We start from the raw sequence: 13,957 nt of genomic DNA on the forward strand, positions 1-13,957 counted from the left end.
GGTACCCGGGCCGGAGCCCGGGCACTCAGGTCGACGAGATTAGTCGTTGATCTTGGTGACACGACCGGCGCCGACGGTGCGGCCACCCTCGCGGATAGCGAAGCGCAGGCCCTCGTCCATGGCGACCGGCTGGATGAGCTCGACGGACATGTCGACGTTGTCGCCGGGCATGACCATGTCGGTGCCCTCCGGCAGCTTCACGACGCCGGTGACGTCGGTGGTCCGGAAGTAGAACTGCGGACGGTAGTTGTCGAAGAACGGGGTGTGACGGCCGCCCTCGTCCTTGGACAGGACGTAGACGGAGCCCTCGAAGCTCTTGTGCGGAGTGTAGGCGCCCGGCTTGGCGATGACCTGGCCGCGCTCGACATCCTCGCGCTTGAGACCGCGGAGCAGCAGGGCGGCGTTGTCGCCGGCCTCAGCGGAATCGAGCAGCTTGTTGAACATCTCGATGGAGGTGACGGTGGTCTTCTGGGACTTCTCGCGGATACCCAGGATCTCGACCTCGTCGTTGAGGCCGAGGGAGCCACGCTCCACACGACCGGTGACCACGGTGCCGCGGCCGGTGATGGTGAAGATGTCCTCGACCGGCATCAGGAACGGCTTGTCGGTCTCGCGCTCCGGGTCCGGGATGGCGTCGTCGCAGGCCTGCATGAGCTCGACGATCTTGGCGGTCCACTCCGGGTCTCCCTCGAGAGCCTTCAGAGCGGAGATGCGGACGATCGGGGCGTCCTCATCGTAGTCCTGCTCGGCGAGGAGCTCGCGGACCTCCATCTCGACGAGCTCGATGAGCTCCTCGTCGTCAACCATGTCGCACTTGTTCAGGGCGACGAGGATGTAGGGGACGCCGACCTGGCGGGCCAGGAGGACGTGCTCACGGGTCTGCGGCATCGGGCCGTCGGTGGCGGCGACAACGAGGATCGCGCCATCCATCTGAGCAGCACCGGTGATCATGTTCTTGATGTAGTCGGCGTGACCCGGGGCATCCACGTGGGCGTAGTGGCGCTTCTCGGTCTGGTACTCCACGTGGGAGATGTTGATCGTGATGCCGCGCTCACGCTCTTCCGGCGCCTTGTCGATGGCGTCGAAGGCGAAGGCCTGGTTCAGGTCCGGGTAGGTGTCAGCCAGAACCTTGGTGATGGCAGCGGTCGTCGTGGTCTTGCCGTGGTCGACGTGACCGATGGTGCCGATGTTAACGTGGGGCTTCGTGCGCTCGAACTTAGCCTTCGCCACTTTTGTCCTCCTGGACTTCTCGGTGGCCACGACTCTCGCGACCACTTGTTGTGTATCTCCCGTAACAGGGAGTCACCGCCGGATGCGGTGGCCTGTCCCGGGCCTTACTTACGCCGGTAACAGCATCAGACAGTGTGATAGCCGGACGGGGATTACCCGGTCCACCCGGACAGACCGAGGTCGGTCGGCCGGACACACTGCGGCTGGGTAACGGCCAGCACCCAGCATCCTAACGCACAAACCCTGTCCGTGAAAACCGGGCCTGACATGAGGGATACGGAGTGCTGACCCCTACCCCCGCGGAGTCCCTCCGATGAACAGCTGTTCACCGGACGGGCACCGCGGATGGTGGGGTGCCGGGTGCTAGGCGTTGCCGTTGCGCTCGGCGATGATCTCCTGGGCCACGGAAGAGGGAACCTCACCGTAGGAGTCGAAGATCATGGTGTAGTTCGCGCGACCCTGGGTCTTGGAACGCAGGTCGCCGACGTAGCCGAACATCTCGGACAGCGGGACCTTACCCTTGACGATCTTGGCGCCGGAGCGGTCCTCCATGGAACCGATCTGGCCACGACGCGAGTTGATGTCGCCGATGACCTCACCCATGAACTCCTCAGGGGTGGTGACCTCGACAGCCATCAGCGGCTCGAGAAGGACCGGCTTCGCCTTGGCGACAGCCTCCTTCAGAGCCTGGGAACCGGCGATCTTGAAGGCCATCTCCGAGGAGTCGACCTCGTGGTAGGCACCGTCGATGAGGGTGGCCTCGATGTCGACCAGCGGGAAGCCGGCGAGGTAGCCGTACTGCATGGCGTCCTGGATACCGGCGTCCACCGACGGGATGTACTCGCGGGGGATGCGACCACCGGTGACGGCGTTGGTGAACTTGTAGTTCGGGTCGTCGCCTTCCTCCAGGGTCTCCGGGTCCGGGTTGTACGGAGCGATGCCGATGATCACCTTTGCGAACTGGCCGGAACCACCGGTCTGCTTCTTGTGGGTGAACTCGACCTTCTCGACCGTCTTGCGGATGGTCTCGCGGTAGGCGACCTGCGGGGCACCGACGTTGGCCTCGACCTTGAACTCGCGCTTCATGCGGTCGACGAAGACGTCGAGGTGGAGCTCGCCCATACCACCGATGATGGTCTGGCCGGTCTCGTCGTCGAGCTCGACGGTGAAGGTCGGATCCTCTTCGGTCAGACGCTGGATGGCGACACCCAGCTTCTCCTGGTCGGACTTGGTCTTCGGCTCGATGGAGACCTTGATCACCGGATCCGGGAAGTCCATGGACTCCAGCTGGATCGGCTCGGCGAGCGAGCAGAGCGTGTCGCCGGTGGTGGTCTCCTTGAGGCCGATGAACGCGTAGATGTTACCCGCGTGGGCCTTGTCGACCGGATTCTCCTTGTTGGCGTGCATCTGGAAGAGCTTGCCGATGCGCTCCTTCTTGCCGGTGACGGCATTCAGGACCTGCTCACCGGGCTCGACGCAGCCGGAGTAGACGCGGACGAAGGTGAGCTTGCCGAAGAACGGGTGCGCGGCGATCTTGAAGGCGAGCGCGGAGAACGGCTCGTCGTCAGACGGTTTACGGGTGAGCGGCTCGTCCTCGTGGCCCGGCTTGTGGCCCTCGATAGCCTCGACGTCCAGCGGGGACGGGAGGTAATCGATGACGGCGTCCAGCATCGGCTGGATGCCCTTGTTGTGGTAGGCGGTACCACAGAGAACCGGGTAGATCTCGGAGTTGATCGTCATCTTGCGGATGGCGGTCTTGATCTCGTCGATGGTGAGCTCTTCGCCGGCGAAGTACTTCTCCATGAGAGCCTCGTCGGACTCGGCGACGGTCTCGAGCAGCTTCTCGCGGTACTCGGCGGCCTTGTCGGCCAGATCCGCGGGGATCTCCTCGATGGTCGGCTCGGCGCCGACCTCGACCTTGCCGCGCCAGGTGATGGCGTTCATGTTGAGGAGGTCGACGACACCGTCGAACTCATCCTCGGCACCGATCGGCAGCTGCATGACCAGCGGCTTGGCACCGAGGCGGTCGATGATGGTCTGGACGGTGAAGTAGAAGTCAGCGCCCAGCTTGTCCATCTTGTTGACGAAGCAGATGCGCGGGACGTCGTACTTGTCAGCCTGACGCCAGACCTGCTCGGACTGGGGCTCGACGCCCTCCTTGCCGTCGAACACGGCGACAGCGCCGTCGAGGACGCGCAGGGAGCGCTCAACCTCGACGGTGAAGTCGACGTGGCCGGGGGTGTCGATGATGTTGACCTGGTTCTCGTCCCAGAAACAGGTGACGGCGGCGGAGGTGATGGTGATACCACGCTCCTTCTCCTGCTCCATCCAGTCGGTGGTGGAGGCGCCGTCGTGGGTCTCGCCGACCTTCCGGTTGATACCCGTGTAGAAGAGGATACGCTCGGTGGTCGTGGTCTTACCGGCATCGATGTGAGCCATGATGCCGATGTTGCGGACCTTCTTGAGGTCCTTCTGGACTTCCTGTGCCACTGTGATTCCTTAAGCTCTCGTGGGTTACCAGCGGTAGTGGGCGAAGGCGCGGTTGGCCTCAGCCATCTTGTGGGTGTCCTCACGACGCTTGACGGAGGCACCGAGACCGTTGGACGCGTCCAGGATCTCGTTGGCGAGGCGCTCGGTCATGGTGTTCTCGCGACGCTGGCGGGTGAAGGTCACGAGCCAACGCAGGGCGAGGGTGGTGCCGCGGCCCGGGCGAACCTCGACCGGGACCTGGTAGGTGGCGCCACCGACGCGACGGGAGCGGACCTCGAGGGCCGGCTTCACGTTGTCGAGAGCCTTCTTGAGGGTGAGGACCGGGTCGGTACCGGTCTTCTCACGGCAGGTCTCCAGGGCGCTGTAGACGATGCGCTCAGCGGTGGACTTCTTGCCGTCCAGCAGGATCTTGTTGACCAGCTGGGAGACGATGACGTCGTCGTAGACCGGATCCTTGACGATCGGGCGTGCGGGGGCGGGACCCTTGCGAGGCATGTTTTACTTCTCCTTCTTCGCGCCGTAGCGGGAACGGGCCTGCTTGCGGTCCTTGACACCCTGGGTATCGAGGGAACCGCGGACGATCTTGTATCGGACACCCGGAAGGTCCTTCACACGACCACCACGGACGAGCACCATGGAGTGCTCCTGGAGGTTGTGGCCCTCACCGGGGATGTAGGCGGAAACCTCGATGCCGGAGGTGAGGCGAACACGGGCGACCTTACGGAGCGCGGAGTTCGGCTTCTTCGGGGTGGTGGTGTACACGCGGGTGCACACGCCGCGACGCTGCGGGGAACCCTTGAGGGCGGCGGTCGCAACCTTCGCCGTCTTGTCGTGGCGGCCCTTACGGACCAGCTGCTGGATAGTAGGCATGAACCGACTTTCTTGTTTCAGTACTTTGGTCGACGGTGCCGTCGACACTGCCGGCCAACGAGACCTCTCCCCGGACACTCGGCGCACTTTGTTTTAAACGTGCCGAAACCCCTCAGCCGCTTTCGCTGGCCTACGGGGTGAGTTTCATCCTGCTGATTCATCATCGGTGACCCAGGGGCCACGCCGTCTCTCGACGGCCGGATGAGTCCTGATACGGGGACTAAAGGTGGACACTACCTTATGCGGGTCGTACCGCCAAATCCCTGAGTGACCGGGACAGCACGTCAACGAGGCGGTCACACTGCGGCAGAGTATGTTGAGCGGTCACCGTGACCCGGAGAATGGCGTGGCCTTTCCTCACGGTCGGCCACCGGATCGCGGGGACATGGATCGCAGCCTCCCGCAACCTTTCCTGAACCGCGAGAGCCAGGCGCTCGTCCCCCACCGCCACCGGAACGATCGGCCCTTCAGTCACCCCTCCCGCGGTGACACCACGCTCGCCCAGGCTTGTCCGCAGGTAGGCGGCATTTCTGTGGAGCTTTCCGACACCTGCCTCCCCACCACGCACGAGACGCACCGACGCCAGGGATGCGGCTGCGGTCACCGGACTCGCGGCCGTCGAGAATACATAGGACCGTGCCTGGTTACGGATGAGATCCGCGAGAATCCGGTCGCAACAGAGGAATCCACCCTCCGTACCGAGTGCCTTGCTCGCCGTACCCACCAGAACATCAGGACGGACTCCGGCATCACTGCAGCACCCGCGACCCGACACCCCCTCCCCCAGCGTGCCGATCCCGTGCGCATCATCGACGACGAGCAGGGCACCGTACCGGTCGCACACCTCACGTAGTTCCCGCACCGGGGCGACCGTCCCGTCCATCGAGAACAGGCCGTCCGTGACGACCACCGCGAGGGACGTCTCCCGCGTCCGCAGGAGTTCGGCCAGATGTCTGACATCGCGGTGCGGGTAGACCGACAACCGGGTCCCGGAGGACTTCGCGAAGCGGATCCCGTCAATGATGCTGGCGTGGTTCCTCTCGTCCGAGAACACGGTCACCTGTTCCTCGCGCGAATCGGCCAGGACAGAGAGCACCGCCAGGTTGGTCTGGTACCCGGTGGGCAGCCAGACGCACTCAGGGAAGTCGAGCCAGTCGGCGACCTCGTGTTCCAGCTCCCGGTGCACCGCGCCGGTGCCGGTGGTCAACCGCGAACCGCCGGACCCTGTGCCGAAACGGTCCAGGGCCCCGCGGGCGGCCTCGCGGAGCGCAGGATGGTCGGAGAGTCCCAGGTAGTTGCTGGACGCGAAAAGGAGACGCTTCTCTCCGTCAATCTCCGCGACAGCCCCCTGCCCTGAGCCGAACACCGACGGCCGGCGCTCCAGGCCGGCGTCCTGCCACTCCGCCCACCGTCGTGCGAGATGGGCCCGGAAACGCGCGCTGTCTTGAACAGTGTTCATGACGGCTACCCTACCCCCATCGACGACAGAGCCCGGACCCCGCAGTGCGGGATCCGGGCTCACAGGTCCGGATGAACCGGAACTGAACCTGGACTAGTTCATGTCGATGTCGTCCAGCGGGACGGCAGCGCCGGTGAAGTCACCGAAGCCGTCATCACCGTAGAAGCCGGAACCGTAGGAATCCGGCATCTGGTACGCGGCGGCACGGGCCTCCGCGGTGGGCTCGACGGAGATGTTGCGGTAACGGGAGATACCGGTACCGGCCGGGATCAGCTTACCGATGATCACGTTCTCCTTCAGGCCGATGAGCTTGTCGGAACGCTTGTTGATCGCGGCGTCCGTCAGAACACGGGTCGTCTCCTGGAAGGAGGCGGCCGACAGCCAGGAGTCGGTGGCCAGCGAAGCCTTGGTGATACCCATGATCTCGGCACGGACCTCGACCGGGCGTCCACCGGTGCGCACAGCCTCCTTGGAGGCGGCGACGGCGTCGGCGTGGTCGACGAGAGAACCGGGAAGGTACTCGGTCGAACCGGAGTCGATGACCGTCACGCGGCGCAGCATCTGGCGCACGATGATCTCGATGTGCTTGTCGTGGATGGCCACACCCTGGTCGCGGTAGACCTTCTGCACCTCGTTGATGAGGTGTTGCTGGACACCACGGCGACCGAGGACGCGGAGGACCTCGTGCGGGTCAGCGGCACCCTTGAGGAGCTGCTGGCCGACGGTGACGTGGTCACCCTCCTTGATCTGACGCTCGAAGTCGCCGACCTTGAGGACAGCCAGGCCCTGACGCTTCGAGAGCTTCTCGTACACGACCTCGTCGGAACCGTCGTCCGGGATGATGGTGAGAGTGTAGAAGTTCTCGTCATCCTCGATGCGGACCTCGCCGTCGACGGACGCGATGGGCGCCTTCGCCTTCGGGACACGGGCCTCGAAGAGCTCCTGGACACGAGGCAGACCGCCGGTGATGTCACCACCGACACCACCCTGGTGGAAGGTACGCATGGTCAGCTGGGTACCGGGCTCACCGATGGACTGTGCGGCCACGATGCCGACAGCCTCTCCGATGTCGACCTTCTTACCGGACGCCATGGACCGGCCGTAGCAGGTCGCACAGACACCGGTGGAGGTCTCACAGGTCATGACGGAGCGCAGCTTGACCTCGCGCACACCGGCCTCGACCAGCTTGTCGATCTCCGGATCGCCCAGGTCGACACCCGCGGGGATGATGACCTCGCCGGACGCGTCGACGGCGTCGGCGACCAGGAAGCGACCCTGGACAGCGGTCTCGACGAACTCGGCGCGACGGAAGGAACCGGTTTCGGCACCCTGCGCGTCCAGCACCGGGTCGGCGAGCGGCATGGTGACGCCGCGCTTGGTACCGCAGTCGTCCTCGCGGACGATGACGTCCTGGGCCACGTCGACGAGACGACGGGTCAGGTAGCCGGAGTCGGCGGTACGCAGCGCGGTATCGGCCAGGCCCTTACGGGAACCGTGGGAGTTGTTGAAGTACTCCAGAACGGAGAGGCCCTCACGGAAGGAGGTCTTGATCGGGCGGGTGATGTAGTCACCACGCGAGTTCGTGACCATGCCCTTCATGCCGGCCAGGGTCCAGATCTGACGCATGTTGCCGGCCGCGCCGGACTTCACGATCATCGGGATCGGGTTGTCGTCCGGGTACAGCTTCTCGACGGACTCACCGACGAAGTCGGTGGCTTCCTTCCAGAGGTCGACGAGGGAGTTGTAGCGCTCGGTACCGTTGATGGCACCGCGGCCGAACTTCTTCTCGATGACCTGGGCACGCTGCTCGTAGCGGTCCAGGATCTCCTTCTTGTTCGGCAGGACCAGCACGTCGTGCATGGTGATGGTCACGCCGGAACGGGTCGCCCAGTAGAAACCGGCGTCCTTGAGCTTGTCCACGGTCTGCGCGACGGTGATCATCGGGTAGCGCGCGGCGAGATCGTTGATGATCGCGGCCTGCGGCTTCTTGGCCATGACACCGTCGACGAACGGGTAGTTCCAGGGCAGCAGCTCGTTGAAGAGCACGCGACCCAGGGTGGTGGACGCCAGCCAGGTGTCGCCCTTGTTCCAGCCGTCGGGGAACTGCTCTGCCTCGACCTCGGCGGTCGGACGCAGGTGGCTGATCCGGACCTTGATCGGAGCCTGGAGACCCAGGACGCCGCGGTCGCGGGCCATGATGGCCTCGGCGAGCGAGGAGTACACGCCCCGCTCCGGACCGTTCTCGTCGGCCGGGGTGTAACGACCCTGGCCACCGGCCTCGTCGGCACCCTTGGGCATGGTCAGGAAGTACAGACCCGTGACCATGTCCAGACGTGGCATGGCCAGCGGCTTACCGGACGCCGGGGACAGGATGTTGTTGGACGCCAGCATGAGGATGCGGGCCTCGGCCTGCGCCTCATCGGACAGCGGCAGGTGGACAGCCATCTGGTCACCGTCGAAGTCGGCGTTGAAGGCCTCACAGGCCAGCGGGTGCAGCTGGATGGCCTTACCCTCGACGAGGACCGGCTCGAAAGCCTGGATACCCAGACGGTGCAGGGTAGGCGCACGGTTCAGCATCACCGGGTGCTCGGAGATGGCGTCCTCGAGAACGTCCCACACCTCGGGGCGCTGACGCTCCACCATCCGCTTGGCGGACTTGATGTTCTGGGCGTACTGCCTCTCGACCAGGCGCTTCATGACGAAGGGCTTGAAGAGCTCCAGGGCCATCTGCTTGGGCAGACCACACTGGTGCAGCTTCAGCTGCGGGCCGACGATGATCACGGAACGACCGGAGTAGTCCACGCGCTTACCGAGCAGGTTCTGACGGAAGCGACCCTGCTTACCCTTGAGCAGGTCAGAGAGGGACTTCAGCGGGCGGTTGCCCGGTCCGGTGACCGGACGGCCGCGACGACCGTTGTCGAACAGGGCGTCGACGGACTCCTGCAGCATGCGCTTCTCGTTGTTCACGATGATCTCGGGGGCGCCGAGATCGAGCATGCGCTTGAGGCGGTTGTTGCGGTTGATCACACGCCGGTAGAGGTCGTTGAGGTCGGAGGTCGCGAAGCGGCCACCGTCGAGCTGGACCATCGGGCGCAGCTCCGGCGGGATCACCGGGACAGCGTCGAGGACCATGCCGGCCGGGTCGTTGCCGGAACGCAGGAACGCGGCGACGACCTTGAGGCGCTTGAGGGCACGGAGCTTCTTCTGGCCCTTGCCGGAACGGATGGTCTCGCGGAGGATCTCGGCCTCGGCCTCGAGGTCGAAGGACCGGATGAGGGTCTGGATCGCCTCGGCGCCCATGCCGCCGGTGAAGTAGTCCTCGTAACGGTCGAAGAGCTCGTTGTAGATGCCCTCGTCGACGATCATCTGCTTCGGGGCGAGCTTGACGAAGGTGGTCCAGATCTCGTCGAGACGTGCGACCTCGCGCTCGGCGCGCTCACGGATGTGGCGCATCTCGCGCTCGGCAGCGGTCTGGATCTTGCGCTTGGCGTCGGCCTTGGCGCCGGCGGCCTCGAGCTCGGCCAGGTCGGCCTCGAGCTTCTCGGAACGCTCGGCCAGCTCGGCGTCGCGGTCGTTCTCGACCTCCTTCTTCTCCAGGAGCATCTCAGCCTCGAGGGTGGACTGGTCGTTGTGACGACCCTCGTCATCCACCGAGGTGATGATGTTCGCGGCGAAGTAGATGATCTTCTCGAGATCCTTCGGGGCGAGATCGAGCAGGTAGCCCAGACGGGAGGGCACACCCTTGAAGTACCAGATGTGGGTCACTGGGGCGGCGAGCTCGATGTGGCCCATGCGCTCACGACGGACCTTGGACTTGGTCACCTCGACGCCACAGCGCTCACAGATGATGCCCTTGTAACGGACTCGCTTGTACTTGCCGCAGGCACACTCCCAGTCCCGGGTAGGACCGAAGATGCGCTCGCAGAAGAGGCCGTCCTTCTCGGGCTTCAGGGTGCGGTAGTTGATGGTCTCAGGCTTCTTGACCTCGCCGTGGGACCAACGACGGATGTCGTCGGCGGTGGCGAGACCGATACGGAGCTCGTCAAAGAAATTGACGTCCAGCACGGGGACTCCCTTTCCCCTCCGTGGGACCGGAGGGCGGTAGTGCGGTGAAAAGTGGGATGGTGTCTGGGTTAGACGACGTCGGTCTCGGCGTCCGGACGCTCATCGCGGGACAGGTTGATGCCCAGCGCAGCGTTGGCGTGGTCGAGTTCGTCGTCATCCGTCGAGCTGAGCTCCATCGGAGTACCGTCCGCGGCGAGAACCTCGACGTTGAGGCACAGGGACTGCAGCTCCTTGAGGAGGACCTTGAAGGACTCGGGGATGCCCGGATCCGGGATGTTCTCGCCCTTGACGATGGCCTCGTAGACCTTCACCCGGCCGACAACGTCATCGGACTTGATGGTGAGCAGCTCCTGGAGGGTGTAGGCCGCGCCGTACGCCTGCATGGCCCACACCTCCATCTCACCGAAGCGCTGTCCACCGAACTGGGCCTTACCACCGAGCGGCTGCTGGGTGATCATGGAGTACGGACCGGTGGAACGGGCGTGGATCTTCTCGTCGACCAGGTGGTGCAGCTTCAGCATGTACTTGTAGCCGACCGAGACGGGGTACGGGAAGGGCTCGCCGGAGCGACCGTCGATGAGCACGGCCTTGCCGAACTCGTCGGTCAGCTTCATGCCGTCGGCGTTCGGGTTGATCGAGCGGAGCAGACCGGAGATCTCCTCGTTCTCGGCACCGTCGAACACCGGGGTGGCGACCAGCGACTCCGGCGGAACCTCGTAGAGATCCTCCGGCAACGTGTTGAGCATGGCCTGGACCTTCGGGTCCTCGGACTGGGTGTCCACGGTCCAGCCGTACTTGGCGAGCCAGCCGAGATGGGTCTCGAGGACCTGACCGATGTTCATACGACGCGGAACACCGTGGGTGTTCAGGATGAAGTCGACCGGGGTTCCGTCCGGCAGGAAGGGCATGTCCTCCTGCGGCAGAATCTTGCCGACGACACCCTTGTTGCCGTGGCGGCCGGCCATCTTGTCGCCGTCCTGGATCTTGCGCTTCTGGGCGACGTAGACGCGGACCATCTGGTTGACGCCGGGGGCCAGGTCGTCGTCGTCCTCGCGCGAGAACACGCGGACGCCGATGACCTTGCCGGTCTCACCGTGGGGCACCTTCATGGAGGTGTCGCGGACCTCGCGGGCCTTCTCACCGAAGATGGCGCGCAGCAGTCGCTCCTCCGGGGTCAGCTCGGTCTCGCCCTTCGGGGTGACCTTACCGACGAGGATGTCACCGTCACGGACGTCGGCACCGATGCGGACGATACCGCGGTCGTCGAGGTCTGCGAGGACGTCCTCACCGACGTTCGGGATGTCGCGGGTGATCTCCTCCGGGCCGAGCTTGGTGTCCCGGGCATCGATCTCGTGCTCCTCGATGTGGATCGAGGTGAGGAGATCCTCCTCCACGACGCGCTGGTTGAGGATGATGGCGTCCTCGTAGTTGTGACCTTCCCACGGCATGAACGCCACGAGGAGGTTACGACCCAGCGACATCTCGCCGTTGCGGGTACCGGGGCCGTCGGCGATGGCCTGACCGGCCTCGACGCGCTGACCCTGGTCGACCAGCGGGATCTGGTTGTAGCAGGTGCCCTGGTTGGTGCGCTCGAACTTGCGCAGCATGTAGGTGTCGCGCACGCCGTCATCGTCCATGATGGTGATGTAGTCGGCGGAGACGTACTCGACGGCACCGGCCTTCGGCGTGACGATGACGTCACCGGCGTCGTAGGCGGCACGCAGCTCCATGCCGGTACCGACGTACGGGGCCTCGCCACGCAGCAGCGGCACAGCCTGCTTCTGCATGTTCGCACCCATGAGGGCACGGTTGGCGTCGTCGTGCTCGAGGAAGGGGATCATCGCGGTACCCACGGAGACCATCTGCCGCGGGGAGACGTCCATGTAGTCGACCTCGGTGGCCGGAACGACCTCGACGTCGCCGGCACGAAGACGGACCTCGATCTGCTCGTCGACGAAGCGGCCCTCGGCATCGACCGGGGTCTTCGCCTGGGCGATGATGTGACGGTCCTCTTCATCGGCGGTCAGGTAGTCCACCTGGTCGGTGATGACACCGTTGTCGACGCGACGGTACGGGGTCTCGATGAAGCCGAAGGGGTTCACGCGGGCGTAGGTCGCGAGGTTACCGATCAGACCGATGTTCGGACCCTCAGGGGTCTCGATCGGGCACATGCGGCCGTAGTGGGACGCGTGGACGTCACGGACCTCGAGGCCGGCGCGCTCACGGGACAGACCACCGGGGCCCAGGGCGGACAGACGACGCTTGTGGGTCAGACCCGACAGCGAGTTGTTCTGGTCCATGAACTGGGACAGCTGGGAGGTACCGAAGAACTCGCGGATGGCCGCGGAGACCGGGCGCACGTTGATCAGCGAGGTCGGCGTGATGGACTCGGCGTCCTGCGTGGTCATCCGCTCGCGGACGACACGCTCCATGCGGGACAGGCCCACGCGGATCTGGTTCTGGATCAGCTCACCGACGGTACGCAGACGACGGTTACCGAAGTGGTCGATGTCGTCGGTACCCAGCGGGATCTCGGTGCCGTCCGGGGAGGTCATCGACTTCTCACCGGCGTGCAGACGCACGAGGTACTCGATGGTGGTGAGGATGTCCTGCTCGGTCAGGGTCATCGCGCCGGTGTCGCCGTCGAGGCCGAGCTTCCGGTTGACCTTGTAGCGACCGACCTTCGCCAGGTCGTAACGCTTCGCCTTGAAGAAGCTGTTCTCCAGCAGAGCCTGGGCGGAGTCGCGGGTCGGCGACTCACCGGGGCGCTGCTTGCGGTAGATCTCGAGGAGGGCTTCGTCGGTGTTGGCGACGCCGTCCTTCTCGAGGGTGGTCATCATGATCTCGGAGAATCCGAAGCGCTCGGTGATCTCCTCGGTCGTCAGACCCAGTGCCTTCAGCAGGACGGTGACCGGCTGGCGGCGCTTGCGGTCGATGCGGACACCGACGGTGTCGCGCTTGTCGACGTCGAACTCCAGCCACGCACCGCGGGAAGGGATCACCTTCACGGCGTGCAGCGGACGCTCGGTGGACGCGTCGATGGACTCGTCGAAGTAGACGCCCGGGGAGCGGACGAGCTGGGACACGACGACACGCTCGGTGCCGTTGATGATGAACGTGCCCTTGTCCGTCATCATCGGGAAATCACCGATGAAGACGGTCTGGCTCTTGATCTCGCCGGAGAGGGCGTTGGTGAACTCCGCAGTCACGTAGAGCGGTGCGGAGTAGTTGATGTCCTTGTCCTTGCACTCGTCGATCGTGTTCTTCACGTCGTCGAATCGCGGCTCGGACAGGGTCAGGGACATGTTCTCGGAGTAGTCCTCGACAGGAGAGAGCTCATCGAGGATGTCCTCGAGACCGCTGGTGACGCGGGTCCCTTCCTCTGCCTGGGCCTGCCGACGGGCACGCCACTCCGGCGTGCCGACGAGCCAGGCGAAGGACTCTCTCTGAACGTCGAGAAGACCGGGCACCTCGATCGGGGCATCGATCTTCGCGAAGGAGTATCGATGCGAAGCCCCGGGGATTCCGGCCGTGGAACTGGTCTGGCGGGAGACTGCCAAGATGGGTCCTTCCAGCACCTCACGTGTCTGCCGGGGTCTTGAGTCTCGGCGAACACGGTTGCTTTAGCGTACGGTCTGTGATGGTCTGTGAGGGACTGACGTCCCGGTGGTTCGTCCCCGGGAGGTCATCCCGGGCGTAGAAACACTTAATGGACCTTGTCAAGTGGTGTTTCCAATCCATCACCCGTCAAGGTCGTCGGTGTTCTCCGCAGAACCGCCGGATATCAGTCCAGCGCAAACGTCAACCCTATATCACGCGTGGACATAAGTCCACCCGCGCCCC

At 64.7% G+C, this 13,957-nt stretch carries 7 protein-coding genes; all 7 read right to left on the reverse strand.

Annotated features, from left to right (window positions below; genetic code table 11):
* Positions 1–39: 39 nt before the first annotated feature.
* Positions 40–1,230, reverse strand: coding sequence for an elongation factor Tu (gene tuf / locus CVA01_RS08565; protein ID WP_141330062.1), 1,191 nt, complete (start codon positions 1,228–1,230; stop codon positions 40–42).
* A gap of 363 nt (positions 1,231–1,593) precedes the next feature.
* Positions 1,594–3,720, reverse strand: a complete 2,127-nt coding sequence (gene fusA / locus CVA01_RS08570) for an elongation factor G (protein WP_141330064.1) — start codon at positions 3,718–3,720, stop codon at positions 1,594–1,596.
* A gap of 24 nt (positions 3,721–3,744) precedes the next feature.
* Positions 3,745–4,215 (reverse strand): 30S ribosomal protein S7, encoded by a 471-nt coding sequence (gene rpsG / locus CVA01_RS08575; protein WP_141330066.1) that lies wholly within the window; start codon positions 4,213–4,215, stop codon positions 3,745–3,747.
* Between the two features lie 3 nt (positions 4,216–4,218).
* Positions 4,219–4,590, reverse strand: a complete 372-nt coding sequence (gene rpsL, locus CVA01_RS08580; protein WP_014010904.1) for a 30S ribosomal protein S12 — start codon at positions 4,588–4,590, stop codon at positions 4,219–4,221.
* A 238-nt stretch (positions 4,591–4,828) separates the two neighbouring features.
* A complete protein-coding gene (locus CVA01_RS08585; RefSeq protein WP_141330068.1) occupies positions 4,829–6,049 on the reverse strand; it encodes an aminotransferase class I/II-fold pyridoxal phosphate-dependent enzyme in 1,221 nt (406 codons plus the stop codon).
* Positions 6,050–6,142: 93 nt separating this feature from the next.
* A complete protein-coding gene (locus tag CVA01_RS08590; RefSeq protein ID WP_141330070.1) occupies positions 6,143–10,114 on the reverse strand; it encodes a DNA-directed RNA polymerase subunit beta' in 3,972 nt (1,323 codons plus the stop codon).
* Between the two features lie 68 nt (positions 10,115–10,182).
* Complete coding sequence (gene rpoB / locus CVA01_RS08595) at positions 10,183–13,692, reverse strand: DNA-directed RNA polymerase subunit beta (RefSeq protein ID WP_014010907.1); 3,510 nt, start codon at positions 13,690–13,692, stop codon at positions 10,183–10,185.
* Positions 13,693–13,957 lie beyond the last annotated feature (265 nt).

It is taken from the genome of Corynebacterium variabile (assembly GCF_006539825.1).
GTDB classification, from domain to species: domain Bacteria; phylum Actinomycetota; class Actinomycetes; order Mycobacteriales; family Mycobacteriaceae; genus Corynebacterium; species Corynebacterium variabile.

Coding starts and splice junctions, on each gene's coding strand:
- rpsG (WP_141330066.1), bottom strand. CDS start 4,215: ATGCCTCGCAAGGGTCCCGCCCCCGCACGCCCGATCGTCAAGGATCCG.
- rpsL (WP_014010904.1), bottom strand. CDS start 4,590: ATGCCTACTATCCAGCAGCTGGTCCGTAAGGGCCGCCACGACAAGACG.
- CVA01_RS08585 (WP_141330068.1), bottom strand. CDS start 6,049: ATGAACACTGTTCAAGACAGCGCGCGTTTCCGGGCCCATCTCGCACGA.